24 protein-coding genes and 23 tRNA genes are annotated in these 26263 nt (G+C 69.3%); 12 read left to right on the top strand and 35 right to left on the bottom strand.

The window, feature by feature from the left end; genetic code table 11:
- Positions 1-139 precede the first annotated feature (139 nt).
- Together ABZX37_RS35125 and ABZX37_RS35130 are read left to right on the top strand one after the other, a co-directional pair.
- On the top strand, positions 140-337 hold the full coding sequence (locus ABZX37_RS35125; RefSeq protein WP_354746992.1) for a hypothetical protein: 198 nt from the start codon (positions 140-142) through the stop codon (positions 335-337).
- Complete coding sequence (locus ABZX37_RS35130) at positions 334-717, top strand: hypothetical protein (protein WP_354746994.1); 384 nt, start codon at positions 334-336, stop codon at positions 715-717. Before ABZX37_RS35125 ends, ABZX37_RS35130 begins: the two co-directional genes overlap by 4 nt.
- 334 nt (positions 718-1051) lie before the next feature.
- On the opposite strand, the gene ABZX37_RS35135 is transcribed toward ABZX37_RS35130, so the two are convergent.
- The 27 genes from ABZX37_RS35135 to ABZX37_RS35265 all read right to left on the bottom strand — a co-directional run bounded on the left by ABZX37_RS35135 (position 1052) and on the right by ABZX37_RS35265 (position 9710).
- Positions 1052-1639, bottom strand: a complete 588-nt coding sequence (locus tag ABZX37_RS35135; protein ID WP_354746996.1) for an HAD domain-containing protein — start codon at positions 1637-1639, stop codon at positions 1052-1054.
- Positions 1640-2108: 469 nt separating this feature from the next.
- Positions 2109-4292, bottom strand: coding sequence for a hypothetical protein (locus ABZX37_RS35140; protein ID WP_354746998.1), 2184 nt, complete (start codon positions 4290-4292; stop codon positions 2109-2111).
- A gap of 513 nt (positions 4293-4805) precedes the next feature.
- A tRNA-Val gene (locus tag ABZX37_RS35145) sits at positions 4806-4877 on the bottom strand.
- A 158-nt stretch (positions 4878-5035) separates the two neighbouring features.
- A tRNA-Asn gene (locus ABZX37_RS35150) sits at positions 5036-5108 on the bottom strand.
- Positions 5109-5115: 7 nt separating this feature from the next.
- A tRNA-Arg gene (locus ABZX37_RS35155) sits at positions 5116-5191 on the bottom strand.
- A gap of 5 nt (positions 5192-5196) precedes the next feature.
- Positions 5197-5270, bottom strand: a tRNA-Lys gene (locus ABZX37_RS35160).
- A 34-nt stretch (positions 5271-5304) separates the two neighbouring features.
- Positions 5305-5377, bottom strand: a tRNA-Lys gene (locus ABZX37_RS35165).
- A gap of 29 nt (positions 5378-5406) precedes the next feature.
- A tRNA-Ser gene (locus ABZX37_RS35170) sits at positions 5407-5496 on the bottom strand.
- A 30-nt stretch (positions 5497-5526) separates the two neighbouring features.
- Positions 5527-5601, bottom strand: a tRNA-Ile gene (locus ABZX37_RS35175).
- Between the two features lie 11 nt (positions 5602-5612).
- Positions 5613-5704 (bottom strand) — tRNA-Ser (locus tag ABZX37_RS35180).
- 8 nt (positions 5705-5712) lie between these two features.
- Positions 5713-5800, bottom strand: a tRNA-Leu gene (locus tag ABZX37_RS35185).
- Positions 5801-5806: 6 nt separating this feature from the next.
- Positions 5807-5879, bottom strand: a tRNA-Gln gene (locus ABZX37_RS35190).
- A 16-nt stretch (positions 5880-5895) separates the two neighbouring features.
- Positions 5896-5967 (bottom strand) — tRNA-Gln (locus tag ABZX37_RS35195).
- A 7-nt stretch (positions 5968-5974) separates the two neighbouring features.
- Positions 5975-6048: transfer RNA gene (locus ABZX37_RS35200), tRNA-Leu, on the bottom strand.
- Between the two features lie 32 nt (positions 6049-6080).
- Positions 6081-6156 (bottom strand) — tRNA-Thr (locus ABZX37_RS35205).
- A gap of 13 nt (positions 6157-6169) precedes the next feature.
- Positions 6170-6243 (bottom strand) — tRNA-Leu (locus ABZX37_RS35210).
- 51 nt (positions 6244-6294) lie between these two features.
- Positions 6295-6370, bottom strand: a tRNA-Phe gene (locus ABZX37_RS35215).
- Positions 6371-6475: 105 nt separating this feature from the next.
- Positions 6476-6548: transfer RNA gene (locus ABZX37_RS35220), tRNA-Glu, on the bottom strand.
- Positions 6549-6620: 72 nt separating this feature from the next.
- A tRNA-Pro gene (locus ABZX37_RS35225) sits at positions 6621-6697 on the bottom strand.
- 39 nt (positions 6698-6736) lie between these two features.
- A tRNA-Asp gene (locus ABZX37_RS35230) sits at positions 6737-6809 on the bottom strand.
- A 32-nt stretch (positions 6810-6841) separates the two neighbouring features.
- Positions 6842-6915, bottom strand: a tRNA-Arg gene (locus ABZX37_RS35235).
- 14 nt (positions 6916-6929) lie between these two features.
- Positions 6930-7001, bottom strand: a tRNA-Glu gene (locus tag ABZX37_RS35240).
- 35 nt (positions 7002-7036) lie between these two features.
- Positions 7037-7109 (bottom strand) — tRNA-Gly (locus ABZX37_RS35245).
- A 36-nt stretch (positions 7110-7145) separates the two neighbouring features.
- Positions 7146-7221 (bottom strand) — tRNA-Arg (locus ABZX37_RS35250).
- 238 nt (positions 7222-7459) lie between these two features.
- Positions 7460-7523 (bottom strand) — tRNA-Trp (locus ABZX37_RS35255).
- A gap of 497 nt (positions 7524-8020) precedes the next feature.
- Positions 8021-8281, bottom strand: coding sequence for a hypothetical protein (locus tag ABZX37_RS35260; RefSeq protein WP_354747000.1), 261 nt, complete (start codon positions 8279-8281; stop codon positions 8021-8023).
- A 1009-nt stretch (positions 8282-9290) separates the two neighbouring features.
- A complete protein-coding gene (locus tag ABZX37_RS35265) occupies positions 9291-9710 on the bottom strand; it encodes a hypothetical protein (RefSeq protein ID WP_354747002.1) in 420 nt (139 codons plus the stop codon).
- A gap of 909 nt (positions 9711-10619) precedes the next feature.
- On the opposite strand from ABZX37_RS35265, the gene ABZX37_RS35270 reads away from it, so the two are divergent.
- Together ABZX37_RS35270 and ABZX37_RS35275 are read left to right on the top strand one after the other, a co-directional pair.
- Entirely contained in the window at positions 10620-11114 is a 495-nt protein-coding gene (locus ABZX37_RS35270; RefSeq protein ID WP_354747004.1) for a hypothetical protein, read from the top strand.
- A 148-nt stretch (positions 11115-11262) separates the two neighbouring features.
- Positions 11263-12309: a DNA cytosine methyltransferase gene (locus tag ABZX37_RS35275; protein ID WP_354747005.1), complete on the top strand. Its 1047-nt coding sequence runs from the start codon at positions 11263-11265 to the stop codon at positions 12307-12309.
- 405 nt (positions 12310-12714) lie between these two features.
- Here the strand turns inward: ABZX37_RS35275 and ABZX37_RS35280 are convergent, their stop codons facing one another.
- A complete protein-coding gene (locus ABZX37_RS35280; protein ID WP_354747007.1) occupies positions 12715-12978 on the bottom strand; it encodes a hypothetical protein in 264 nt (87 codons plus the stop codon).
- A gap of 492 nt (positions 12979-13470) precedes the next feature.
- Between ABZX37_RS35280 and ABZX37_RS35285 the strand changes: the two genes are divergently transcribed.
- The 3 genes from ABZX37_RS35285 to ABZX37_RS35295 all read left to right on the top strand — a co-directional run bounded on the left by ABZX37_RS35285 (position 13471) and on the right by ABZX37_RS35295 (position 16424).
- Entirely contained in the window at positions 13471-13794 is a 324-nt protein-coding gene (locus ABZX37_RS35285; RefSeq protein ID WP_354747009.1) for a PadR family transcriptional regulator, read from the top strand.
- 956 nt (positions 13795-14750) lie between these two features.
- Complete coding sequence (locus ABZX37_RS35290) at positions 14751-15836, top strand: hypothetical protein (RefSeq protein ID WP_354747011.1); 1086 nt, start codon at positions 14751-14753, stop codon at positions 15834-15836.
- 66 nt (positions 15837-15902) lie between these two features.
- The gene (locus tag ABZX37_RS35295) at positions 15903-16424 is read left to right on the top strand and encodes an NUDIX hydrolase (protein ID WP_354747013.1); all 522 of its coding nucleotides are present in this window, start codon (positions 15903-15905) and stop codon (positions 16422-16424) included.
- 51 nt (positions 16425-16475) lie between these two features.
- On the opposite strand, the gene ABZX37_RS35300 is transcribed toward ABZX37_RS35295, so the two are convergent.
- On the bottom strand, positions 16476-16973 hold the full coding sequence (locus ABZX37_RS35300; RefSeq protein ID WP_354747015.1) for a hypothetical protein: 498 nt from the start codon (positions 16971-16973) through the stop codon (positions 16476-16478).
- A gap of 194 nt (positions 16974-17167) precedes the next feature.
- On the opposite strand from ABZX37_RS35300, the gene ABZX37_RS35305 reads away from it, so the two are divergent.
- The gene (locus ABZX37_RS35305; protein WP_354747017.1) at positions 17168-17959 is read left to right on the top strand and encodes a hypothetical protein; all 792 of its coding nucleotides are present in this window, start codon (positions 17168-17170) and stop codon (positions 17957-17959) included.
- 168 nt (positions 17960-18127) lie between these two features.
- On the opposite strand, the gene ABZX37_RS35310 is transcribed toward ABZX37_RS35305, so the two are convergent.
- Positions 18128-18421: a hypothetical protein gene (locus ABZX37_RS35310; RefSeq protein WP_354747019.1), complete on the bottom strand. Its 294-nt coding sequence runs from the start codon at positions 18419-18421 to the stop codon at positions 18128-18130.
- Between the two features lie 652 nt (positions 18422-19073).
- Here ABZX37_RS35310 and ABZX37_RS35315 point away from each other — a divergent pair.
- Entirely contained in the window at positions 19074-19385 is a 312-nt protein-coding gene (locus ABZX37_RS35315) for a hypothetical protein (RefSeq protein ID WP_354747021.1), read from the top strand.
- 61 nt (positions 19386-19446) lie between these two features.
- Here the strand turns inward: ABZX37_RS35315 and ABZX37_RS35320 are convergent, their stop codons facing one another.
- The 3 genes from ABZX37_RS35320 to ABZX37_RS35330 all read right to left on the bottom strand — a co-directional run bounded on the left by ABZX37_RS35320 (position 19447) and on the right by ABZX37_RS35330 (position 21508).
- A complete protein-coding gene (locus ABZX37_RS35320) occupies positions 19447-20106 on the bottom strand; it encodes a hypothetical protein (RefSeq protein ID WP_354747023.1) in 660 nt (219 codons plus the stop codon).
- Between the two features lie 151 nt (positions 20107-20257).
- Complete coding sequence (locus ABZX37_RS35325; RefSeq protein ID WP_354747025.1) at positions 20258-20770, bottom strand: hypothetical protein; 513 nt, start codon at positions 20768-20770, stop codon at positions 20258-20260.
- A gap of 468 nt (positions 20771-21238) precedes the next feature.
- The gene (locus ABZX37_RS35330) at positions 21239-21508 is read right to left on the bottom strand and encodes a hypothetical protein (RefSeq protein WP_354747027.1); all 270 of its coding nucleotides are present in this window, start codon (positions 21506-21508) and stop codon (positions 21239-21241) included.
- A gap of 256 nt (positions 21509-21764) precedes the next feature.
- On the opposite strand from ABZX37_RS35330, the gene ABZX37_RS35335 reads away from it, so the two are divergent.
- From ABZX37_RS35335 to ABZX37_RS35345, 3 genes are all read left to right on the top strand, one after another.
- Positions 21765-22064 carry a hypothetical protein gene (locus ABZX37_RS35335; protein ID WP_354747028.1) on the top strand — a complete coding sequence of 100 codons (300 nt, stop codon included), beginning with the start codon at positions 21765-21767 and terminating at the stop codon, positions 22062-22064.
- A gap of 141 nt (positions 22065-22205) precedes the next feature.
- Positions 22206-23459: a hypothetical protein gene (locus tag ABZX37_RS35340; RefSeq protein WP_354747030.1), complete on the top strand. Its 1254-nt coding sequence runs from the start codon at positions 22206-22208 to the stop codon at positions 23457-23459.
- 287 nt (positions 23460-23746) lie between these two features.
- Positions 23747-24499: a hypothetical protein gene (locus tag ABZX37_RS35345; protein ID WP_354747032.1), complete on the top strand. Its 753-nt coding sequence runs from the start codon at positions 23747-23749 to the stop codon at positions 24497-24499.
- 317 nt (positions 24500-24816) lie between these two features.
- Here the strand turns inward: ABZX37_RS35345 and ABZX37_RS35350 are convergent, their stop codons facing one another.
- Together ABZX37_RS35350 and ABZX37_RS35355 are read right to left on the bottom strand one after the other, a co-directional pair.
- Positions 24817-25800, bottom strand: a complete 984-nt coding sequence (locus ABZX37_RS35350; protein WP_354747034.1) for an endonuclease/exonuclease/phosphatase family protein — start codon at positions 25798-25800, stop codon at positions 24817-24819.
- 275 nt (positions 25801-26075) lie between these two features.
- The coding region (locus tag ABZX37_RS35355; protein WP_354747036.1) for a hypothetical protein at positions 26076-26263 on the bottom strand (188 nt) is incomplete at its 5' end.

Consider the following 26263-nt stretch of genomic DNA (forward strand, 5'->3'; position numbering starts at 1 on the left):
TGGGTCTTGGTTCGTCGAACCCCGGACCGAGGAAATGGACGGACAGCGGATGAATGCGCGGTGGAGTGCGATCGGAACGCACGGATGCGGCCCTTATGCGGGTATCGCCGAGTTGCGGGAGCGCGGGTGGAGCCGCGCGATGATCGCCGAACTGCTCGGTCCGCCCGACACGACCGAGTGCAACCCCGGCGGCCGCAACGCACCGCGGGTGAAGCTCTTCGACCGGATCCGCGTGGAAGGAACCGAGGGCACCGATCTGTTTCATCGGCGCTTCGCACAAGCTCAGGTCAGGCGTGCGGCCCAGCGGCACGGCGCCGGGCAGGAACTGGCCCGATGAGCCGGGCCGGATTCTCGGCGCTGCGCGAGGCGCAGCTCGCGGACGTGCTGGTCCGATTCGCCTACCGCGGGTTGCCGCTATCGGCTGCGCTGGCCGAGATCACTGCCCTCGTCGGCCGTCCGGGCCGGGTGTCCGACGACGAACTCGACGTGCTCCTGGCCCGCATCGACAGCGAGCATCGGGCGGGACGGCTGAGGACCCACCCGGCTGGCCTGTGGGCAGGCGCGCCGACCGGCATCGCGATCGCCCGCGGATTCGGCATCGGGAAGGCCAAGCTGCGGGCGGTCCGCGACGCGTACTACACCCTGTATCTCGGGCTCCCGCCGTTCGACGCCGACGAGCCCCTCGCCACTGCGGCCTCCCCGGAGGCCGGCCCGTGAGACCACAGCGGCGACGGGGATCCGCGTCCCGGCCGAGCGGCTAGCCGGACATCGGCGTCGTCGCGTCGGCCACCGCAACCTCGTCATCGCCTATCAGCGCCTGGCCGCAGGATCGCGGCCAGGCGCTCGCGTCCAGTTCCGCGACTGCCGTCCCGTGACGGCTATGCGGCGGGTCGCCGAAGCCGCGCGAGTGACAGCGCCTCGGCCGGGCCGCTCGGTCTGTCACGCCGCCGGCACCCGAATCCCCGTCGCCTCTGCTGCCTGATCCTGACCAGCGGGCGGACGTCGGCACGGTCTGGGCTCGGTGGAGCGGAGCCCGCTGCGGCCAGGAGAGCTACGCCAGCGGGAGGGCCGCTGCCCAGGAACGAATCTCGTCGAGGTGAACGGGCTGCAGTCCGATGCTCGGGTCGACGTGGCACAGCAGGGTCGGGCTGCTGCTGCGCCCGTGGTCGAATGCCGTGCGGGCCCGGGCGAACAGCGGGTCGCTGTGCTCATCGTCGAGCCAGGCAAGGGGTCGCCCCGCCGCGTAGGCGGCCACCGAGGGCCACTTCCAGGCTCCGTCGAGTCGCCACCGGCGGCCGCCGGTGCCGTCGGCCTCGAGGTCGCTGGGCGGGTAGTGGATCACCGGAAGGTCCGGCAGGCCGATGGCCGGCGCGATGAGCCTGTTCGCGTCCTCCAGCCACGTCGTAGCCCAGGCCATCTGCAGCTCCGCCTCGTCGGCCAGCTTCGTCAGCAGGCTGCCGTGGCCGGGGTGCAGCCAGACTCGGAGACCCTTGTGACGCCGAGCGTCGCGGCCCCCGAACCAGGCTCCGGAACGCGTGCGCCGGAACGTCTCGTATCCCGGCGGTCGCGAGTGGGGTCTTGCGGCGTACGGATTGAGCGGTCCGTCGACATCCAGCAGGAGCAGTCCGCGGGTGGGCATGGCATGGTTCCAATCGATTCGCGAAGCAGGATAGCGATGGCGCTGCCCGGGCCGGGACTGCCGAGGTGGCTTCGGGGTGAGCCAGGCGCGATCCATCCGACGCTGGCCGCGGGACTGATGCTCCCGGCCTCTGCGGGAACGATCGTTCAGCAGGCCAGGCCCGACGGACGCTCGGGATCGAGAACCGGCACCGGCTTCGCCGCGCTCCGAAGCCAACAGCGACGGGCGATGACGGCGCCGTTCCTGGCAACGGCGCGCGTCCTCGCGATCATCGGAGCGCTCCTTCCGCGCTCGTCCCAGCGGCATCCAGCCGCACGGTGCCGCGACTGGAAAACGTGATGGCCTGCCGGGGAATCCGGCAGGCCATCACGAAGTTGGGAGCGAGGAGAGCGAGGGCACTAGATACCATTCGCAGTGGAAGTAGAAGGAAGTCCCCTCATTGCCTCGCATCGCCAGGCTATCGGCCTGTTCAGGCAGGGATCAATTGGTTTAGCCGATCCAGCGTGATGACCTCCGCATCGACGGGCAGGCCCTCGGGGGCCTGCATTCCGAGAAACGTCAGAGGCCCGTCCAGGTCAGTGCCGGGCTCCCAGGCGGTGATGTCGGTGCCTGCCGCGCGCATCAACTCGACCAGGTGGCCGACGGTCAAGTAGTCGCGCCGGAGCAGGCCGCGGGCGAGCATTGCGGTGCTGGCCCGGTTGCCCTCCACCCGGTTGAAATTCGGCGAGCCGGTCAGATAGAGATGCAGCCACGTCGCGGTCCACGAGCCGTCCGCGCCGCGGGCGAACACGACCGGCAGCGCCACTCGTCCAGTGCCGCGCATGTCCGAGCGGGTCCGCACAGTCCGGGCCTCGTACGGTGCCCCGGCCTGGTCACGGTCGCGGGTCATCCACCCGAACATCGACTCGGCGACCTCGTCGAACCCCTCGCCCGAGTAGACATTCACCTGCGGCACCACGAAAGCGGCGTCCAGCGAATCCAGCGGGAGGTCGATGAACTCGGTCGCGCCGTCCGGTCCCGGAGCCTGCGTCACGTCGCCCGAGTGGACCGCGCCGCCGTGGTGGTAGTTCGTCCACGACACGTGCCCGGCGTAGCGGAACTCGGCGTCCAGCAGCAGCGCGGACAGGTCGAAGTCGGTGCAGCGGCGGGCCTGGCGCCAGTGGGTGAAGAACCGCAGCACCTCCCCTTCGACGCGGATGCGCGAGCCGCGGGGCAGCACGGCGAACCCGTTCTCGTTGGCCTTGCCCGACAACGGCAGCGCCGCCGACAGTACGGCCGGGTCGACCACCAGGCGCTCGCGCCGCGGCAGCCGGGCGGTCAACTCGGCGTCGATCAGCGCACAAGCCTGTTCGATGACCTCGCCCGGCAGCGGCGGACGGGTGTCGTCGGCGACCCACGCCCGGCGGGAGCGAGTGGTGAACACTCGCGCGGCGTCTGGCGCGGCGCGGTTGGCCAAGTGCTCGCGCACCGAGCACAGCACGCGTCCGGACACCGTCCCGAGGACCTGCGTCATCGCCTCGAACACCGCGTCGCGCGCGGACGAATCGGCGTGACGCAGCAGCCGGTCCAGCGACCGCATCAGCATGCCCGGCGCGTCGACGAGGGCCTCGGCCGCGCCGGCGAGGTCGCCGCGGGCGAACGCCAGTTCCGCCCGCCCGGCCAGGGACGCGACCGCCCGACCCCGGGCGACCTCGAACACCTCGGCCGCACGCGGGAACTGGTCGAACTCGTGCGGATGCAGTCCTTCGCCGAGGCGCTTGAACTGCTCCGCGTACCGGGCGACGTCGCCGAGCTTGCCCTCGCCGCCTACCGCGACGCGGTCCAGCGCCGTCATCAGCGCGCGGCGCTCCCGCCGGCGGAAGCTGCGGAACTTCGTCGGTTCGGCCAGCGTGACGTCGCCGCCGCTGGCCTGGCACGCGGCGCGCAGCACGTCGAGCACGGTGTCCACAGCCAGCAGCGGGCGGCCCGCGGCGAGTCGGGCGGCGTTGAGCACGGCGCGGTTCTCCCGCACCGGCACGCCGTCCAGCTCGACCTCGCCGCAGGTCTCGGCGAGGTCGGCGAGCAGCTGCAGGCCGGCCTCGCCCAGCGGGGCAGTCGACTCGGCCAGCGCCCGGTACAGCGCGGACGTCTCGTCCTCGAGCGTGCCGCCGAGCCGCACCAGCGTGACCCGATCCCTGATCGAAGGGATCAGCTCGTCGTGCGCGGCCAGCAGCTCGGCGTAGGTGTGCTGGTAGCGGCCGTAACGAGGCAAATCCAGCAGCCCCACCAAGCGCTGGTCGAGCGCCTGCTGCAACTCGGCGTCGGTCGGAGCCATGGCCGATCCGCGGGCCTGCGGCGCGACGAGTGCACCGCGCAGGCAGCTCACCCAGAACTCGACGGTGTCGGGCACCCCGTGCGGGAAGTCGCGGAAGTAGGCGTTGTGGGCGACGTGGTCGCCGACCAGTTCGCGCACCGCCGCGACGACGTCGACGGCCAGGTCCATCGCCGCGCCCGGCTCCAGCCCGGACACGTGCTCCAGCAGCTCGCCGGTGGCCTTGAACCCGGCTCCGGCCAGAACCGCGTCCATCTGCCGGGCCACGGCAGCACCGTCGCCGGCGGCCGCGGGGCTGCGCGGGACGCGCAGCGTCCTGGTGATGATCGTCCTCGCGTGCATCCTCACGTCCTTCGCTCGTCAGGTGATCAGGCCCGCGCGGTGGCGGAGCCCGGATGTCGGTGCCGCCCGGCTCGGGCGGATGCGCGTGCCCGCGCTGGCCGGCACCGCTGGGTGCGCAACCCCTTCCGCGAAGCGGGGTTGCGGGCCCGGGCGCGCGGTCAGCGACGCTGCGCGCGGCCGCCGTCGACCGGCGACGCCTCGGGATCTGCACAGCGGAGCAGGACATCGGCGGAGACCCACCCGGGAGTCGAACCCGGTGATCAACCACGGCTTTGCAGGCCGCGCCACGACCGTCGTGAAGTGGGTCGGACAGCTCCGGCGTGGACGCCGGGCCGGGTCGCGCGCCGTGGTGTCGATCCACGTGGGCGGGGCTTATGAGGCCCCGCTGGTTGCCGAACCGCGCGCGCTGCCGCCGAAAGTTTCCGGCGGGTAAGTGGGGTGGCCGACCGGACCCGCACCGGCTTCACCCGGGGCCACAACCCGGGGCCTCGTCTCCTTCGGCATCGGCCACAGTCGTCCCACCAGGAGTCGAACCCGGGACCGGCCCGGTGTGAACGGGCTGCTCTTCCGCTGAGCTACAGGACGTCGCCCCCGCGCGGAATCGTCGCGGGGGTCTTGGTGCTGGTGGAAGACGTGGGTGTCGAACCCACCACGACGATCTTGCAAGGATCGTCTGCGCTCCGGCGCGTCCCCCGATCGCGCGTCGTCCCTGGCTCCGCAAGGGGTCGCTGGGTGCGACGCAGCTCCCCCGCCAGGACTCGAACCTGGTGCCTCCCGATTAACAGTCGGGTGCGCAGCCTGTTGCGCCTCGAGGGAATGAACGTGGTGCCCCCAGCAGGAGTCGAACCTGCACTCTCCGCCGTCGGAAGGCGGTGCCGTATCCGTTGGGCCACAGGGGCAAAAGTGGGCCGCCAGGGATTCGAACCCCGAACCCGCCGGGTAAAAGCCGGCTGCTCTGCGCGGTTGAGCTAACGGCCCGCGCGGCGCGGCGTTCGTGCCGTGCCGGGTGGAGTAGGTCGCCGGGGACTCGAACCCCGAACCTGCCGAGTAAGAGTCGGCGGCTCTTCCAGTTGAGCTAACGACCCAGGTCACCGCCGGTACACGGGCGGCGCGGCGGAGGATGCAGGATTTGAACCTGCGCGGCGCTCGTCACGCCGACCACCGTTTTCGAGACGGCTGCCTTTCCGGGCTCGGCCAATCCTCCTTGCGCAGCACCGGTTTCCGGTGCCGCGTGTGGTCGAGGCGCCAGGAGTCGAACCTGGTTCTTCGCGTCATCAGCGCGCTGCACAGACCGCCGTGCTCCACCTCGGTGTTGATGCGCGGAGGGCGCGCGATTCGAACGCGCGCCGGGACCTGGAGTCCCGGACCGCGGGGTAGCAACCCGGTGCCTTGCCTGGCTCGGCCAGCCCTCCAAAGTGCGTGCCCCCGGCAGGAGTCGAACCTGCATGCCCGCCACCGCGGGCGCGCGGGTTTGAGCCGCGTGCGTCTGCCGATTTCGCCACAGGGGCCGTCTGCTGCCCGTCGAGGATTCGAACCTCGGATCTCCGCGATCAGAGCGCGGTGTCGTGCCAGCTGGACCAACGGGCATCGGGGTGCGGCCGGGCTCCCGGTCCAGGGCTCGAACCTGGGCTCACGGATCCAAAGTCCGGCGTGCTGCCAGCTACACCAACCGGGAATGTGCGTGCCCCCACCAGGATTTGAACCTGGACTGGCCGCGGCCTGAACGCGGTGCCTCTTCCAGTTGGGCTGCAGGGGCCTTGCCGCCGCCCGGCGAGCCGGACGGTGCGGTGGAGCCGCACCTGGGAATCGAACCCAGTGCCTCCCGTTTACGAGACGGGTGCTCGGCCAGGTGAGCTTGTGCGGCAAGTCGGATGGCGTGCGGCTCCGGGGAGTCGAACCCCGACTGGACTGGACCTCGGCCAGCTGCCTCTGCCGGTTGGGCTAGAGCCGCGCGACGGCGCCCCCGGCGCTCGCGCCGCGCGGTGGCCGTCGAGGTCGTGCGTGGTGGCTCCCCAGGGACTCGAACCCTGAACCTCCGGGGCTTCACTCCGGTGCTCTGCCTGCTGAGCTAAAGAGCCGTGCGGGAACGTGTCGTCGGAGCTGGAGCACCACGCCCGAAGGCGAAGCCCTCCACCCCGAGGGGGCCACCCTCGGGACCCGGTGGCGAGCCGGGACCCCTCGCGTAGCGCGTACGGGACTCGAACCCGTGTCTCCCGGGCGAGAACCGGGGATCCGTGCCAACTGGACCAACGCGCCCTTCGGACCCGCAGCAGCGGGACCTGGGGAAGGCCGGACGTCGAGCCGGGCGTGCCGCTCGAGAACCGGCCGTGGTCGGATACCTGGGAGTCGAACCCAGTGCCTCCTGATCCCAAATCAGGTGGGGTCGCCAGTGCCCCTCGCATCCGGTGCGATCGGCGCGGCCGCACGGCCGTGCCGATCGTGAGCACTCACGACGGGACTCGAACCCGCGATCGCCGCATCGACAGTGCGGTGCCCTCGCCGCTGGGCCACGTGAGCATCGGGACGCCGGCGCGTCGCGCGCCGGCCAGCACCCCTACCAGGACTCGAACCTGGCACCTCCGCGTTCGTAGCGCGACGCTCTGTCCAGCTGAGCTACAGGGGCATGTCGTTGGTACGTAGCCGATCCGGGTATCGATCCCGGTCCCCCGCCTTGAAAGGGCGGTGACCTAGCCAGCAGTCGCATCGGCCTTGTCCCGGGCCGGAAGGCGCCGAGTTGTTGCGATCGCGGCCGGAGGGCATCGAACCCTCTGCTTCGGTTTGGAAGACCGACGTGTCCGCCGAGTTCACCACGACCGCATGATCGCGCCGCACCGGCCTCTCGGCCGTCGACGCTGGTGCCCCCAGCAGGACTCGAACCTGCGCCCGTCGGCTTAGGAGGCCGCTGCTCTGTCCGCTGAGCTACGGGGGCTTGGGTGGTGAAGGAGAGAGTCGAACCCCTGTGCCACGAGGACGCCCGGCTTACAGCCAGGCGGGGCTCCGACAACCCCATCTTCACCGGTGGGTCCGGCCGCGCGGTGGCGGCCGGACCCGGTGCTCGCCCTGGCCGCCGGTGCGGCGACGGGGACGAGCCTGGGAAATGTCTTGCTCCGCTGTGTAGATGTCAAAGAGCCGCACCGGCCCATCGTGAAATGGGCGGCGTGAAGCACCGGCGGAGGGAGTCGAACCCCCGGCAAACGGTTTTGGAGACCGCCGCGCTACCGCTAGCTCGCCGACAGTAATTAATTGTTTTTGGGTGCGCGAAATAGAGAAAGCCGCCCGGATCGGTTTCCCGATGGGCGGCTCCCTCGACATGACGAGACCTACGTCATGGTGGGGAGCCTGCGCCGCCCAGAAGGTCTTGCTCCTCCCAGGAGAAGGACTTCCTGCGGTCGTTCGACGGGCACGCGACAGCGATCGAGGCGGCCAGGTCCCGGCTCCTCGTTCCTCGCTCCCGCGTGATCATCATGACTGCTCCTTCGTTTCCGGTGCGCATTCATCATCACTCAGACAGGCGTTCGGCGTCAATCATATTTTGCCAGAAAGATTCCCGTCGGATCTTGTTCCTCGAGCAGGGCGCACTTCCCCGATTGTCGTCGCGGTGTCAGCGTCGCCGATCCGGCCACTACGGACTGCTTCCGCCGGAGACTGCGCGACGATGTGGAGACTCAGTCGCCGAGACGCGCGCTGCGCGACGACAACGCGCGGCGCCCGCGATGCCGACCGTGCGTTCAATCCTGCTCGTTCATCCAGCGGATCAGATCGGCGATCGCCGCCTCGTGGTCATATCCGACACGGGAAACGATGTCGCGGCAGCCTGCGGCTTTCCCGTCTGGCCCGGCCGGAAAAACCGCAGTTTCGCTTCCGTTTCCCCACGGATAGGCCACTGCGGACACGAGGAAGTCAGCAGCCCCGACACGAACATGCCAAACATCGCTGCCCATGCCCCCGATACCGGTGGCGACGACGGTGACGTCGGAACGTGTGATCATCGTCGGTTCCTCATCTCTCGTTCGAAGGTGCCGCTTTGAGGCCGCTCACCGGCCGCCTTCGCTGACGGCTTTCCTCTGCTTTCGGTTACCCTGCCCCAAGAACGGACCACAACCCGGTCCCCCGTGCGACCGGTCTCCGCAGAACCCGAGCTGTGCTACGCCGTCCGCGACCCAAGGCCTTCCGGGAACCCGACGTCCTCTTGGCAATTCTCACACCAGAACGCGACACGATGAACCAACGAGCTCGCCGTGATCACAGCCCGCTCGCCACCCGGCGTCATGCCGACCGAACCCCGCCGACCCCGCTTCTCCTCCCAGAAAATCTGCCCCGCCGCGTCGCTGTGCGGACAAACAAGAACGTTGCCAGCGGAAACCGAGACAAGCCACGCTTCACCGGTCTTCACGCTGCCCTCGCTTCCGCCCGGGCCGTTGCGACGGGACGCCCGGGGAACCGCCGGTACTGGTCATCCATCGAATCCCGCAAATCCGTCGCTGAGCACGACTGCGCCGCACGAGCACCGGTAGCCGACGTCGCGCCCATTGCTGATCATTCGATCCGTGACCTCCGGGTCGAGACCGCACCCCGGGCAAACATGCTTGCGAGGTCCGTCAATCGGGCCGCTTGAACCGGATGAATCCGTGCTGCGGGCCTCCATCCGGTCACGCTCCCTCTGCCGACAAGAACGCACGGAACGACGCGAGGGTCACCGCGCTCGCGTCCCACTTGGACACCATCGGCATCACGGCCCACAGCCACTCCTGCACGCTCCTGAACCCACAACCAGTCGCGGTCGCGGACGTCCATGTTCGGGCCCTCGCGGGCAGTCCCGAAATCCCAGTCGTGCATCTGGCTGGTCGTCCACGTGCGGTCGAGCTCAGGGACCGCATCGACCAGCTCAGCCCATTCCTGCATGGTCGCGCACCGCGGCCGAGCAACCCCCATGCACCGCTTGCTGTCCGAAGCGGCGACGTTCCGCTCCCATGTGCGCAGGGCAGTCCGTGGCCCCGGTCACGAGGTCTCCGCGAGCTTCGCGTCAACGGCGGCGATCGCCTCGTCGAGACGATCGGCATTCCGCTGCAGTGCGGACAGCGAGTCGCGCGCTGGGCCGTCGACGTGCGCGGCCGCGGAGGCCAGGAGTCCGTGCCAGCGCTGAATCGCCTCGTGCACCAGCGTTACGAATTCCGCGTACCGGCGAGAAGTGTGGGCAACAACCCAGGCCGGTGCCCGGAAAGCGGCCCCGACGGACAGGTTCCCGCGCACCGCAGTGACAGCGGCGTGGATGCCGCGCCGGTCGCGCGGCGCTCGGATCTCCGGCACGGGGAGGTTGGCGGGGAATGTCTGCGCGCGGCGCAGCAGGGCGGAAAGCCGCTCGCCGCTGCATGCGAGCACCTCGTGAGCTTCGCTCTCGCGGTCCGCGACGCTTGTCACGACTGCCGTCCCTGCAGCATCGCGACCTTCCGCCGACTGCGACCGTCCCCGTCGCGCTCCCAGCCAGCCAGGAAGGACTTGTCAGCACGGGCGGCAGTCCCGGTCATCACCGCGCCGCGCAAGAAGGCCCGAGGGGCCGTCTGTCGCCCGGAAGCGAGACTGAGGTCCGGATGGCAGCGTGTCACTCGACAATCCTTCGGTGCAGTGCCCGCGCAGCAGGCACGGTCGTCCTGGCACCCGACTCTCCCCTCGACATCCGAACGGCGGAAGAGATCGCTGTTTCCAAACCAGCCCGCACCGTTTCCCGATCTCCGGCACAAGACAGCCCGACGCCGGACCAGGGCGGCCGGAAGCACCGCAGCGCAGCGACTCGCCTCTCTGCCCCGACACGCGTTCTTGCAACACCCGGCACCGAGATGGTCCACCTTGGACACACGCCCCCGATAGCCGAGACGAGAGCTCGCTTGTCGTTGTCGAACTGCTCGGCCCAGCGCCGACGGCGAAGGCAGGTCACTGGCGCCAGTGGTCCGACCACGCCGCAGCTCGCAACCAGGGTCGGGACGTCAGAACGCGCTGACCAGACATGCCCGGGCAGCCGAGGTCATTCGATGCCGTGAACCTTCCGCGCGCCCGCAGCGACCCCCCCTGCAGCCTCGTGTCCGGAATCGCAGCCACGACCGCTCGAAATCGGCAGCAGAGGATGCATGACGGGATGAAACACAGGCTGCGCCTTTGGAAACAACCGACAGCCCCCGCTGGCGAGCGGCCTGGGACAGAGTTGAGCCGAAACCGTTCTGCCGAAACAGTTCTGCGGAGTCGGACGCCGCTCTCATTCCGAGTCCCCCGTGAACAAATCAACGCCAGCCTCGGCGATCCTCCCCGGGAAACCGTGCGCTGTGAAGGAGAACCGTGCCCACCCGATCCCTCATCGGCATCCTGAGCGACGACGGCCGCAGCTATCGTGCCCGCTACTGCCACAGCGACGGCTACCCGACCCACATGCTTCCGGTCCTAGGCGAGGCCCTCCACAAACACCACGCGGGCGACCTAGCCCCACTGGCAGCCGCCCTGCTGAGGCACGACTGGGCCTACCTTGCCCCGGGCTCCGCCGCCGACGAGGCACACGACGGCGGACAGCGCTCCGATCGCCTCCAACCCACCGCCGGAGTCGGCTTCCATTACGCCGGCAGCCGCGAACTCGAACCCATCAACGGCACCCTCGACGAGGACGCTGGCGGCAGCGCCACGTGGCTCTACCTCATCTCCGGCGACGAGATCCGCGTCCACTACGAAACCGGCGGCGCCTGGGCACACTTCGGCGACTACGGATCCGCCGAACTCGCACACCTCGACCCAACCGACCTCATCGCCCGTGAATCCGCGGTGACTGGCCGCCGTGTCTGAGCCGAAACGGCACGACACCGCGCACACCGGGGCCGTCCGCATGCGGCGACAACACGAGGAACGCTGTCCGGCGCCAACGCACGGCCACCGGGGAGCACCCGGCCAGTCGCCCACAGCAGGCCGAAGACAGTGTCGACCGCCCCTGCCATTGTGCCGGCGACATTCTGACGGCCGAAAGCGCACAGGCGGGCCGCGACACCGCGACGCCCAGATTGTCGAGGGTTTCGCAGGCGCGGGCGGATGGTCGTTGGGCCTGCGGCTGGCCGGGTACGCCGGACGCGCGATCGGTATCGAACTCGACCCCGACGCATGCGCGACAGCGTCCGCAGCCGGACACGACCGGATCCAAGCGGACGTCGCAACAATCGATCTGACCGGGTTCGGCAAGGTCGACGGGCTGATCATGTCGCCACCGTGCGAATCGTGGTCGCCTGCGGGAAAACGACGGGGAGAACGAGACCGCGACGCCGTGCTGTCCCGGATGGCAGCCTTCGCCCGCGGCCGGGTTCCCGACGTGTACGACTGGGCCGACAACCGTTCCGCCCTGACCGCAGAACCCCTGCGGTACGCCCGGGCACTGGGGCCGCGATGGATCGCGCTCGAGCAGGTTCCGCAGGTGCTCCCGATATGGCAGCACGCTGCGGCTCTGCTGCGAGAACTCGCCTACAACGTCTGGTGCGGCATCTTGTCTGCCGAGCGCTACGGCGTCCCGCAAACCCGGAAACGGGCCGTGCTGATCGCCCGCCGCGACGGGATACCAGCGCTGCCGCCCGCACCCACCTTCGAGGAATGCCGCGCAGGGCACCGCTCAAGAACCGACGCCGACCTTTTCGGCACCACGTTGCAGAAACCTTCCACAATGGCCCGCGCTCTCGGATGGGACCGGTCGCGCAACCGCGCCGGCATCGCCGACTGGGTGTACGAACGACCGGCGACCACAGTGCAAGGCACCGGGCGAATCGGCCGACCCGGACACAAGGACCGCGCCGGCGGCGAATCTCAGTTCGGCAAGGACAGCGTCAACGTCACGGTCTCCGAAGCCGGCATCCTGCAAGGATTCCCTCCGGACTATCCATGGCACGGAAGCAAAACGGCTCAGCACCGCCAAATCGGAGGTGCCGTTCCTCCCCCGCTGGCCGCCGCGATCCTCGCCCAGCTCGTCCCACCGACCCGGTCTGCAGGCGACCTCGCCTGACCCTGCAACGCCCGCCAGGCAGTGATGAACAAACTTCCGATCACGTGACGCCATCGCCAGAGTTCGGGCACAGTCGCTCGAAATCACTACAGTGCCGTTGCTGCCCGAGCCTTCGGGAGCCCCGCGATGCGCAAGGACTGCCACATGCCGCACGCCCGGACGTTTGCCCTCGAGGCCGGCGGAGTCGAAATCCCTCGACGTGACTGCCGAAATCAACGTCATCGATGTTCCCGAATGCCGGCAGCATCTTCCGGGCACCGAGTCCGGCATCGCCATCGACCTCACCTCGTCGACCTCATCGCCGTTGGCCGCGTCGACGCAGCGAGCGCCAGCGTCGCACTGCGCGCTCTCGGCCGCGCCATCCATCAGCGCAACAACAAACTCCGACGCGCCAATCAGGTGTGATCACTGGTCGGCGGCCGGCGACGCAATCCCTTTGGCGAGGGCCATCTGCCATCCGTCCCGCAACGCGACACCGGGACCCAGGACCTCGACGTTTACGTCATCGGCGATGTCCGCCCAGGTATACGTGGCACCGGTCTCGACGACATGCGCGGCCCAGGCGAGGCGCATGGTTTCGCGGGCGTGTTCCTCGGAGCTGCCGCCGGCCATGAAGTGGAAGTGGCGGGTCGACAGCATGGCGATGTGCAGCGGGTCGGCGGCGATCATCCACATCTCCTCTGTCCTGGCGCGACGAGTTCGCACGCGACGGCATCGTCCACGGCAGCTTCTTCCCCAGCACAGCTCACGAGCACCCGCGCCCATACCGAGGGAATCAGACACCGCGGACGCATGCCCACGGCCGATCACGTCAACTATCCCGCCCTAAAGGAGACGGTGAACAACCTCGCTGTTTCCATCCCGTCCCACGGCTGTTTCCGACCGCGTCCGCGATCCGCCGGCACTGACGAAGCACCGGTGCCGGCGGCCGACTCCTTCTCCCCGGGCCACCATCCCGGGGCAGCTGCGCGACCACGACAAGCACGCTTGGGCTGCTCCCGCGTACGCCGGGACGTCGAACCACCAGTCTGCGACGGACTCCGCGGATGGGCCGAATCCTTACGCGGATGCTCCGCACTGCACAGGAACAAAAACAGCATGGCTTGCGCCTTGCAACAGGTTCTGGCTGTTGCAAGGCGCAAGCCATGTCAAAATGCACCCATGCGCGTCACCCACGCACTTGTGCAGATAGCCACCGCACTCATGTCCGCGCCGAAGGAGCGGCACTGGGGCTACCGACTGTCCGCTACCTGCGGAGTCCTCTCCGGCGCGCTCTACCCGCGCTTGGCTCAGATGGTGGAGGCAGGCTGGCTCGAAAGCGGCCGTGAACCTGCCGAGAAAGCCGCGGGCCGGCCGCCCCGCATCTACTACACGCTGACCGAAACTGGGAAGACGGAACTCGGAGCCCTTCTTGCGCGGGCCGCCACCGATCCCCGATTCGAATCCATAAATCTGCGTCGGAACCCACGAAACGGAAATTCCTGAGGCGCTGACCGGAGAGTCAGGTTTCCGGCTCCTCGTCGGCAGGAACCGCCCGCAACGGGAAGTCGTCCGCCGGGGAGCGCCAGGTCCGGAGCCATATCGTCCGTCGGCGGCACGCGACGCCGGACCTCAGTCCGGGTTTCGCCGGTTCCCGTCCTCGTTCCCCGAGCACACACCGCAGCGAAACGAACCGCGCTCTCGCGGCAATCCGCCAACTCGCACAGCCTTCTGCCCGGTTCCCGCCAAGCCATGACAGCCGACGGCATCGAGCCGGCGGCTGGCTGGTACGTAGAACACCCACACCAGGACCAACATCACGACCGCCGCAACCGACACAACTCCCATGACGTCAACGACCCAGCCGGGAGCCGCGTCGATCAGAGCCGGGTTCTCGACGACGCGGCGGGCCGCGAAGAACGTCAGAAGCCCAGACGCACTCATAGCGAGGAACAGAATCCGAAGACTGCGACGGGCCGAACCCCGACAGCGTCCGGGAGGCAGGTCGTCGCGCCCGAGGCCTTTCTCGCGCTCAGTCACGCCGGTCATCATTCCCTGCACACGGCGTCGTCAGAGTCGGGGCGATGTAGCGCGTCCGGGTGCACCCCGCGCTACGACAATCTGCGGGTCTCGCGGGTGGCGGCGTTCCGGCGACGTGCTGGACAAGACCGTCGGCAACCTCCAGGCACACCCTCGATGACCTGACCGTGGAACAGACCACGAAGGCCCAGGTTACGACGAGTCCGCGGAGTGTTCGACGAGCGCTTGGCCGAACGCGCCGGGCGGCCCTCGCATCGGCGCGAGTGTCGAGCGCGGTTGCCCTGCGGCAAAAGGGTGCCCTAGGCTGCGACTTGCTTTGCTGGCAGCTCCGTTTGCTCCGGGCTGAGGATTTCAACGACTGGATTGTCGCGCGCACTGCTGTGCGCCGTTTGTCGTTCCCTCTCACGAGACCGGAGAGCATTGTGCCCGAATTGGAAGACCTCTATCAGCAGGCTCTCGCCGCGGTGCCCGACGGCGCATGCAGAATGCTCGTCGCCTACAGCCGCGCTCGCTTCACCGGCCCCGATCCTGTCGCTGACCTGCTCGACGACGAGCGGCTGATCGTCGACCGCCACCACGACGGCAGCGTGACCCTGGTGTGGGACCAGTTCAACACCAGGATCCTCGCCGCGGTCATCGAGCTCACGATGCAGGAGCTGCACCAGGGACCGCGGTACCTGAGCGCTCCGCCGGAGCAGTTCTTCGCGCACCCCGACGGCTGGTGCCCGGCCTGCGCTGAATCCTCCATGCCCGGCCCCGAGGTCTGGGGCATCTGGCTCGCCCAGGACTGGGAGCGCGCCCACGTCCGCGCCGCGCTGCGCGCGGGCGAGCAGTATGACGTGCACCGGTTCGCGAATCGCACCGTCGCGGAGGCCGCGGCGCGCGGGAACTTCGCTGCGCTGCTCCGCGCCCGCCGACGATGGGCGTCGCGGACTCTCGTGGAGATCACCGTCCTGGACCGCGATCCCCGCACAGCGCCCCGCTACCGGCTCGACTTCGTGGCAGAACACTCCCAGCTGCGGCTGTGGCACGAGAACCCCGCTGAACCCGCCGTGGCCCGGCGCAACCGGCAGTGGCCTGACGAGGTGCTCCTGTTCGACCCGGGCGCCGACCGGATCGCGACCGTGCCCGGCCCGGATTTCGCGGAGCAGGCGGACGCCGCAGACGCCGCTGCCGAGACCCGCAGAGCGCGGCAACGCGCCGCCAACCCCGTCGGATTCCAGGTCACCACCCTCGACGGCTGCCAGATCACCTGGTACCGCGAAGCCGCGGACGACCGCGAAGGCGGACTCTGCTCGATCCTGGACCCCGGATCCGCCGAGCCCGCCCAACGGCTGTTGGACGACGGCGCTGCCGAAAGCATCGACGGCGCGCCGCGAGGACTGACCGTGTACGGGCGGCACCGGCACGACCGGCCCAGCTTCGCCCGCGCGGCCGCCATGACCCCGCAATACGCCTACCTGCTCACCGGCATCACAGAAGGCCGCGGCAGCACAGCCGGCGGCTGAGCCCCGCGCCCGCAAGCGAGGCGGGTCGCTCCCGGGCGGTGACGGCAGAGTGGGTAGCGTCGCCGCATGACACAGCAGCCAGGGCTGCCGCCCGCGGAGTACTACGCGACAAGGCCGAAGCAGATGGCCTCCGGCGGCGTGATCTTCCGCGACGCCGAAGGCCGCGTCCTGCTCGTCGAGACCGCGTACCAGACCGGCGACCGGTGGGAGATCCCCGGCGGCGGAATCGAGAAGGGCGAGTCCCCGTGGCAGTGTGCACGCCGCGAGGTCACGGAGGAACTCGGGCTCGACGTGCTCCCTGGGCGGCTGCTGGCCGTCGACTGGGTTCCGTCGCAGCCCGACGGCCGCCCCCCGCTGCTGAACCACGTGTTCGACGGCGGCACTCTCGACGACGCCGCGGTCGCCTCGCTGCGCCTGGCCGACGGCGAGCTCAAGAGCTGGACGTTCGCGACGCGAGCCGAAGCCGCCGGATTGCTCCGGGAGGGCTTGGCGCGACGTGTCGCCGCCTGCCTCGACGCCGTGCGCACCGGCCAGGCCATCTACCTCGAGGACGGGTTTCCCCCGAACTCCCGCCGCGCCGGCATCTAGCTGCGCCTCGTCTTTCATGCGCCGTCCGCGGGCAACCCCGGGAGTCAGGGCTCACGCAGGGAGTTCCTGAGCGGCGCATCTGGCGTCGTGTGGTGCGGGGTCCGTGTCCGCCGAATCCCCAACACGGAACGAAACCCGCTGAGATCGGCATCGGTCACGATTCTGCGCGGCGCTTGTCGCGCTCCTCGCGCAGAACGGCGAGGACGTCGTCGCGGTCGAGAACGACCAATCGGGGTGCGCAGCGATCAGCGCACTCCCGAGATCGTCTGCGAACTCAAGGAGATCTTCCCGATCGAAGGCGCGGAGCCATGCCAGGTCGCCCAACTCGGCGAGGCTGGGAATCCCGCCGCGCCGCAACAGTGCCACAAGCCGAAGGCGTGCTGCCCACCAATGCGCAATTTCCTTCCGGGCGGAGACTTCTCGCTCAGGCATGGCCACCACGAAGGTTCCGTCCTTGCCGCGAATCCTCGCGCCACCGTCCCGCGCTGCATGCAGCACCAACGTTCGCTTGGCCGCGAGGTCGCTGCTCCGGAAGATCTCCTCGGACATCACGCATCACCCGGACCGAACCTACAGCACCCAGCAATTCAACTGCCTCCCGAACTGGCAACCGCCCGTCCTCGAGCGGGCTGAGGTTCGACCCCAGCGATCGGCGGCGTCACATTCGACTCGGCGCGGTCGACTTCCCCCGAATCGCCAGCTCACGCCCGACCCTGTCCTGGGAATCCCGGTACGGTCTGGCGATGACCGCCCCGCTGGACGTGCTCGAGCACCGCATCGCCGAGTTGCGCAGCAGCATCCGCACCGCAGCCGCCGCCGGCGACCAGCCCCGGACGAACGAACTGCGCGCCGAACTCCGCCGGACGAGCCGCGCCTGGGACGCGCTGCTCGGTCTCGACGAACCGCAGCAGGCCTACGAGCCCTGCGGCCCGCGAGACGCGCTTCCCGCCCGCGAGCACGTGCACCGCGTCCTGACGCTGCTGCAGGTCCCGGCCGCGCCGAAACTGATTGTCAGCGTCCACGAGGCATTCTTCCCCGCCGAGTTGCCCCCGTCCAAGCTGAGCAGCCTCCGACGCGACGAACAGCGCTCTTACCAGGCCGCGCCCGGGCTACGGCCCTACTACCTGTGCCCTGCCCTGACCCACGACCGGCTCGCTCCCGCGCGGGCGCTGATCACGGTCAGCACCTGGCCCGCCGAGCAAAGAATCCTCGGTCCACTGTCCCCGCGGGTGAACCATCTCGCCAGCGCTGTCCGCATCGCCGAAGCTCTCCGCACCGCAGAAGACACAACGCCCCGCACGACCAACCCGGCGGCGCTGCAACTGCTGCGGCGCTTCGCCGCGAGCATCCCCGGCGCCGCCGACAGCGCGGCCGCGGACGACCAGGCACTCGACCTGCAGCAGATCATCAATGCCGCCCAGGACGAACTCGCGAAGCACGCCGACGCCGACCGCGACACCCGCGCGGCGGCCTCCCGGCACGCCCGCGCGCAATTCGACGCCGAACAGCAGCTATTCGGCCGACCGCCTCACTGAGCACCGGCAATCGCTCGCTCGCAGCCAGCGGAGTTCGGCCCCGGGAACTCCCAGTGCAGAGACGGATGTTGTCCGTGCTGCGAACCAAGCAGCCAGCCGACGTTGTCTGTTCCGGGCACCGGCGAGGCCTGCACGGATCGTATCGGCCGGGCCGTCAGGCCAGGCGTGTCACTCATTGTTCTCCTCAGCTGTGAGCCTCCAGCCCGGGAAGTACACAACCTGTCCGAGGCCCATTTGGTCGCATCGCATGTCGTCGGCCAGACGACAGGCGTCCTGCGGCTGTTCCTGGCCGAAGCGGACAAGGAACTTCACCGCATCGGCGATCTTGTCGACGTACAGCGCGAAACACGTCTCGCCGTACATCGCGCGGCCCGAGTAGCTGTCACGGACGACGTCATCGGGCTCCAGGTCGGTCCTGTATGCAACGTCCCGGATGGTCTGGCGGTCGAGAGTGGTCGACACTGAGGCAGTCCTTTCTGGCGGTCAGGAAGGGAGTCGGCGGTCGTGGCGCAGTTCCGCCGTTTCGCGGCGGCGGGCCCGACGGGCGAAGTCGGTCCGGTCGTGCCGGGGGCAGCACGTCCGGTTCTGGGCGCGGCCTTGCCGTCCGGCCGAATCGCGTGCTGTTGCCGGACGTCACGGTGGTTGCCTTCCTGTGCGTATGCCGGTCGGGCCGATGGCGGTTCATGCGCGGGCCGGGCGAATCCGGCGTCGGCTCGTGCAGCGAATTCGGAAACGCCCGCCCGGGGGGCGATGCCCGGCGCCGGACCGTCCGTCCTGACGAGGGTCCCCGGCGACGAGCGGACGGCCAGGCCTGTTCGGCAACTGTGGTTCGCCGTGCGTGTCGCGGGGGTCGGCGTCTTCCGTCGGCGCAGGCCGGCAGGGCTTCCCGCGCGACAGAGTCGCGTGTGACGGCGCAAGCCGAGTGCTGCGGTCACTCCCGACGACGCTGCAATCCCATCGACTATGACCCGAGAACTCGGAGCACGGAGAGCGATTCTGTTTCCAACATCCGGCAACGATGGTTCCCACGAGCAGGGGCAGCGGGCGCTCTCGACGGCACTGCGGCCGACAACCGGGGGCGCGACTCCAGCGCCAGCAGACATCGCTGACGAGAATGTGGTCTGGGCAAGGTGCGGCGCTGCCGCCCGGGGTCATCGCCGCGATGAGCGGCGGCGGTGCCGCGCGGGACTGTGGAATGAGCGTGTGTCCGGAGTTCGGCCGAAGCGTCGTCGTACGCCGCGGAGCCGTTCCGATCGGCGAGATCGCGACGAAGTCCGCAGGCGACGCCGCCCTTGCCGGGAAGAAGGTCCGGCTCCGGTGGACGCCGAGTTTGGCGGGTGGCGCCGCATTGCCCGTGCCGTGGTCCTGGCACGCCGCCGCGGCCGCGCTCGCCGCCGCTTCATCAGCGAGTCGCGTGGATCGCTGACGAACATCACCCGCGGGTTGGGTGGCGCGCCGAGCGCGCGGACCGTACGGCGGCACCCGGGCTATTCGACGCCCATCTCCTTGAGATGGGCGTCGACCATCGCGTGCCGTCGGGCGGATTCGGCATCCGTGTGGTCTCTGATGCTGCGGTCGGGGTCGATCTGGTCGGCTGCGGCTTTCCACTCGTCCCGGCTGAATTTGCGGACCTCGGTGCCGAGGATGCGCGACCACTCCGCGGCGGGGAGCCGGGGAAAGAACGACGGCGATTCGTACAGGCATTCCTGTTCACGGACCAGGACGTTTTCCACCTCGCCCGCGGAATTCAGCAGCACGGTCTTTCCGGTCGCGGCTTTTTTGCGGCGGCAGGGCGCGAAGTGGCTGCGCATCAGCTCGTCCGGATCCGGGTGCGAGCTGTAGTGGTCGCGGTCGGTCGGCCAGCCGGTCAGCAGTGCGATCGCGCGGTCGTCGCGCAGCCGCACGCCCGTTGCGATCCATTCGACGAAGTTCTCCATCCCGGCTCCGGAGGGAGTGATTCCGGGCGAGTGGGCGACGTGCACGCGTTGGCCGCCGCCCGATTCGTAGACGACCACGAGCACGTAGTTGAGCGCCGCCGCGGTGGGATACACCAGCAGGTAGCGCTCGGCCTCGGCGTACGGCGCGAACTGCGCAAGGTCCACGTCTTCGAGCAGCAGATCGCGCTCGCGACGGCGGAACAACTTCATGAGAACCTTCCCTGCACGTCAGTTGGCAACTGCGGAAATCCGGCTAGGCGGCGATCGGGAACTGCGGCGCGCTCCGGATTCGGCATTCGGGTGAGGCGCCACCGCAGCGAGGCCTTCGCGGGGCATCGCTGTCGGGGCTTCGTCTCGCTTGTCAGCACGACGCCAAGCCGATCCAGAGCCAGCCGGTGTGCACCTGTGCGCCTTCGGTGGGTACGGTCACCGTTCCGCTCAGCACCCGAGCGCCTTGCGCTCGGTACGAGCCGCTCGTGCCGTAGACGACGTGCTCGCCCTGGGCGAGTCTCCCCGACATCGCGGCGGCCACGGCCGCGTCCAGGTCCGCGTGCCCGCCCGGCACGGCCGGGATCTTCACCTCGTGTTCTCGCCGTCCGCCTTTGACCGCGATGCCGCCGGCCCGGCCCCCTGTGTCGCGGATCTCGGCCCACTTCTGGTCGTCGCCTCTGAGGATGCCGAAGGCCATCTTCCCGGCCTCCCCCAGATCGACCGGCTCGGCGGTCACGATCACGAACCCTTCGGACTCTTTCTCCGCGATCGTGCCCGTGTACCCGCCCGATCCGTGCTCCCACTGTGCGTTCGCGACGGCTGCATGGAAAGCCTTGTCAGCGTCCGTCCCTTCCTGGTAGGTCACGAATTCTTCGGCTCCCATAGCTTGTGGTCTCCTGTGTTCCGTGGTTTCGGTGCGCGAACGTTGTCGTCGCAGCTCGCTGCCGGCGCGGGGACGATCCCGAAGGGCTTGCGCGGCGCGTGCCTGAGTCTGCGGACGAAGCGACGGCGGGCACAACGGTCGCATCAGCCCCGATGGCACCTGATTGCGTCTTGCGGACGGGCCGAATCCACACGGGCTGTCCGGTGAGCACTCTCGACGCGCCTTCGGTTCGGGCTCCGGTGTCTTCCGCTGCTCCGCGTGGCACGCGCCGCCGGGCAACATTCGTCCGAGCGCAGCCAGTTCTGCGGTGTGCCCAGCTACTCCGTACAGCACACGCGGTATCCGATGCCGACCCGCCCGGTGCGCGGGACGGGACGCTCGGAAAGGTCGTGCTCTCCCCTGCGGCAAAGCCGACGGCGGGGCTGCGGACGGCTGCTCGTCGTTGCCTCCGCGGCGGCAGGGAAGCGCTCAGGACCAAGCTTGTTCCTCCTCCGCCGCCGCTGCTGCAAGCAGATCCGCCAGAGCGCGCCCGGACGGCAGCTCGAGCTCGTCCGCGGCCCGCAGAGCCGCCTCGCATGAGGCCTTGTCCCCGCACGTGCAGTTGACGTTCACCGGCCCGGGTTCCGCCTGGTCGGTCTCGGTGCCGTCGGCCACCCACCGGCCGTGCCGGATCTTCAGGGGCACGAGCAGCGCGACCTCGATCTTGTGCGGGCCGTCCCGCCGTGGGTCGTAAGGCATGGCGCCCGCCTCGTTTCGCTTGCCGTCGTCGACGCTCCTCGCCCACGACCTCGCGCAGGCAGCATCGACTATCGCCTGCCGGCGGCAGAGGAGACCGCTGCGGCGTGTTTCCATTTCATCCCGGCATGTTTCCTCTCCCCGCGGCAGCCTTTCCCTCGGATATCCGCCCGTCCTTGCCGTATCGCCGAAGAGCCGGTATTCATGGTTTCTTCGCATTGCTGAGAACTGGACGAGGACGAGCGGGGCGGTGACCGGCATGGCCGGAAGAAACGAGCAGCAGCCGACCGTCGGAGAGCTGCTCGGCCCGGACGACAGCGAACTGCTGCGGCAGTTCGGTCTCGAGACGGGGCGGCCGCGGTTCTCCTGGAGCCCTCCCTGGAACCTCGTGTACTGCAGCCGGGAGATCCGAGTCAACGGTGCCGGGACGATCACCCTCACGCTCAATCTCGACGCCAGCCGGCTCGACCAAGCCGACAGGGACTTCCTTCGCCGGATAGGCCAGTTCGTGCACGACTACGCGGCGCGCACCGAACAAGCGACGACCGCTCCGAGCTAAGGCAAACAGGCACTTTCGGCACAGCCGGGCATGGGCTCGGGCGGCGCAGCGCCGATTTCGACGGTGCCGCCCTGTCGCGGCTCTCTCCGCCTCGCACACGGTCGGGTAGCCCGCGCCGCGAGGCTCTGCCAGGCTGGGCAGGTGAACAGCGACGCAACCCGGCCGGACTGGACTGTCTGGTCTGCGGCCTACGCCTACGCCTCGGTCATGCGCGGGCCCCGGCTGAATCCCGACGGCCGGGATCCCGACGCGCAGGCGAAGACGCTGGTGGCCCACGTGATCGCTGAAACGGCCGCGGCCGCGGGGATCCGGGTCGAGCATCCGCGGGACCTGGCCGAGTTGCCGATGGACGCGCTGCGGCAACGGCTCGACCCGATGCGCCTGGCCGGCGGGATGGCCAAATGGAAAAGGACGGTCCGTCCCGCGCCCGGAGAACCCGGCCGGGAAGAGTTCGAGCGGCTCGAACTCGAGGTCGACGACCAGCAGGCACAAGCGCATCGGAACCCTGCCGCGATCGACTCGGAAGGACGCTTGAAGGACGGACAACGCTGGATCGACCGCGCCGGCGAGGCCGAACGGCTGCTGGTCGCGGGCATGGTCCAGGGCGCACAGCTGACCGGTGGCACCGACGCGACCCTGGGCGGGCTGGCCGACCTGCTGCCTCGTGACGACACCGACGACTCCGCCCCGGCCGGGCTGACCGCGATCCTGATGGACAACGCTTTCGCGTTGCGCCCCGCTGCGGTGCCGATCGCCATCTGGTGGAACGACCTGGCCGACCTCATCGGGCCCGCCTTCGCCGACCGGCCGCGGTCCGGGGACCCCGGCTGGAGCTGGATCCCGGGGGAAGCGATGGTCCTGGTGCAGCTGACGATGTACGTGGCGGCCCACGACCGCGGCGAACTCGCCCGCGCCGTGCCCTGGTCGGCGGCGCGGCTGCGCCTGCAACTCGGCCCCGACGGACTGCGCAGCTATCTGGACACCGCACTCGCCCGCCTCGGCCACACCGATTCCAGCCAACTCGACGACATCCCCGCGGTGATCTGGTCGATGTACCAGAACGGGCGCCTCAGCCGGATGCACGGCGTCGACGACACGCTGACCGCGGTGCTGCCCTACGCCGTCGAGCGGCTGGACCGGGTCCTGATCGCCGAACGCGGCGGGCACGCGCCCGGCTCCGACGTGCTCGTCGCGCTGCAGCCTGGCGACCGGCCCCAGCCGATGCGGATCGTCGCACCCGTCTGGGACCACGCCGTCCCGCCCGGCGAGCGCGCCGCACGAATCGACCTCGTCGCGGGCCCACCCGCCGCCTACCTCGTCGCCGACCCCGGCACAGGAGACACCGCCACCGCACGATCGGACGCGATCGTCCCTGTCTGCGACGAGCCGGCCTGACCGCAGCGGCACAACACAACGCCGGGGCGATGGCGCTGAAAGTCAGCGATCGCGCAAGCGTCTCGCCCGCAGCCCAGCCTGGCAGAGGCGGATGCCCGATGTCCGGCTCTTTCGCCGTGGGCCGCAGCAGAACGAGGTCCGGAACAGCGACCGGCTGTCCATTGAGGACACCACCCCGCGCAGAACCGATGTCGCAGCGGGCCGAACCGCTCGGGGCTCCAGCCTCGGACTGAACACGTGGTTCTCTCCCGCTGACCGGACGCCGCGCACGCGGTACGGTCCTGTGCATGGGCACGGCGACGCCGCGAGGGCAAAGCCGGGGCGACGGCCCGCACCGGAGCCAGGCGGGTCGGGCGGTCCCGGGAATGGCTCCGGACGTCGCGATGCCGTTCAAACACGCCCACCTGCCGGACGGGCATCCCCGGCAGTTCCCCTATTGGCAGCGGGTGCTGGAGCAGTACTTGCACGGGGTGCAGTTCCTGTTGACCTACCTTGCTTTCGTCGACGACGGCGGAGTCGGCGTCTCTGCCGTGCACGTCGAGCCGCAACGGGAGTGCGAGACCGGCGAACAGTACCGCCAGCGTCGTGATGCCGTGCGAATGTTCAACGGGGCCCGGGCCGAGGCTGGGTCGTGGAGCGAGCTCGCGGCGGAGGAAATGCGGACCATCCGGCCTTCCGACGCCGGTGCCGTGGCGCTCTGGTTGATCGGCCAGAGCCATGAGTGGTGCCAGGAGTCCGGGTTCTATCCCCGTATGAATCTTCACCGGGCGGCGGCGAGCCCGCTGCTGCACGCGATGTGCCCGCTCGAGCATCTGTCTCGTGCCTTGGAGGTGCTGGACATGTTCTGGCTGGAAGCCGTGGAGGAACGTCCGCCCTCGGTCCGCGAGACCGCAGCACGGTATCCGATCGCCACCCTCCACGTGACGGCGGCGATGACCGCCGGACTGTTCGGGGAGCCGGACTGCGTCCCGGATCGCGTCGCTGCGCTGGCCCAGCTGCTCAAGTTCAACCAGCAACTCGTCGATCGGCTTGCTCGCTGATGCACTGCAGGATCCCGGCCGCCGGCGGCTGCCCCGTGAAACCTTCGCCTCCGAGGCCGAGTTCGGGCACCGCCTGGCCCCAGCTGCGCAGCTAGGGGGCGTCAGCCCGATCCCCGAGCGGCCCAGATCAAGTGGCGAAAGGACGAGAATCCGCGTCTCAGGCGGAAACTCACCGAACGCGACCAGGGGATCAGCGACCGGAGCGAGTTCAACGCACTCGCCGTTCCGCGTATCGCCGCACAACACGCCGAGATCCTCCGGCTCCGCAACGCTCTGACCATCGCAGGTCTGTTCAGGCCCCTCCCGCCCTTCTCCTCTCAGCCGACCAGTTCACTTTCGGCGACGTCGACCTCGATCGGACGGTGATCGGTCAACTCGACGCGCTCGCCGTCGAGCGTCACGGTGACCTCGTCCACGGGCACCACCCGGAATCCGGTCACCGCGGCGGTCGGCACGCGATGGGTGGCGTACCAGCGATCGACTCGCCTGTCGGGGTGCATGTCTTTCGAGAAATGACCTGTCGTGGGTTCCCAGGGCGAGCCGGTGACGACGGCGCAGTCCCGCATCCGCCCGATCTTAGGGTGCTCGAGCCGGGCCGCGGCCCGACGGTCGAGCGCCCCGTTCTCATCGAATTGGTAGGCGTGGTCGGGATGCTCCTGCACACCGAACTTCCCGCCGTACACGTAAGGGTCGCGGTCGTACCATTCGCAGCCGTCGCCCACGACGATCTTCTGGGCGCCGATCCCGTTGAAATCGCCGCCGAGAAACCCGGGAATGTCGTCGCGATGGAACGCCCGGATCAACTGGTTGGCGTCGCGCGCGGCCCATTGCTGGTCGAACGGGGACAGCTGCACCGATCCGACCCGGGCCTTGGGCCCGCCGAAGTCGAACACCCCGGCGATCGCGCAGTGCCACATGCCCGCGCCTTCCCGCATCAGCGGGTGGAGCGTGCCGGGAACCGGCTCGATCCCGTCGCGCCACAACAGCGCCGTGTGGTGAATGATCCCGCCGACCGCGATGGCCGGCAGGCCCCCGACCTGCCAGTTGAGACCGGTCGCTTCGCCCAGCCGGCGCAACCCCGCGATCGCACCCGGCGTCTTGTCCTGTGTTGTCGGGAGGACCGGGAACATTCGCCCGGCCGCTGCGGCTTCGGCCTCGCCTGTGGAGATGATCTCCTGCACGGCGAGGACATCCGGGTTGCGGGCCCGGATCAACGCTTCCAGTCCGCGGAAGCGTTTCTGCTCGTCAGGAGCCTCGCTGCCGTAGAGATTCAGTGCGTTCACCGACATCAACGTGACCATGCGGCCCTCCCCGTCCCCGTTAGGCGGCACCGAAACGCGGCAACCGCACCGCTACCGTAATGACCTGATCACCGCAGGCGCTGTCGCACGCGCCGAGCACGCACGAGAGACATCCGCGCCGAGGCGCATACAGCTAGCGCAACGATCGCCCGACAACGCGATCGGCGACACTCCGGAAGCGGTGCGCCGACCGAACTGTTCGCGGGGCAATCGTTCGCGTCTGGCCAGGCTCGACTCGAAAATGGCAGGTGTCACCGTCGTCGTCGGAACCGTCGTTAGGCGTCACGGACACCTCGACGAACGACCCAGTCGCCGTCGCGGCTCGCCTCGATCGTCCGCACGGCGCACTCGCGACCGGCGATCTCGCGGGTGAAGGCATGACCGGCGAAAACGCCTTCGATCAAGCCCTGAGTGCTCAGTTCGCGATTGTCCGCCATGCACCGATCACGCTGCCCGGCACCAA

The organism is Amycolatopsis sp. NPDC004079, assembly GCF_040610415.1.
In the GTDB taxonomy this organism is placed as follows: domain Bacteria; phylum Actinomycetota; class Actinomycetes; order Mycobacteriales; family Pseudonocardiaceae; genus Amycolatopsis; species Amycolatopsis halotolerans.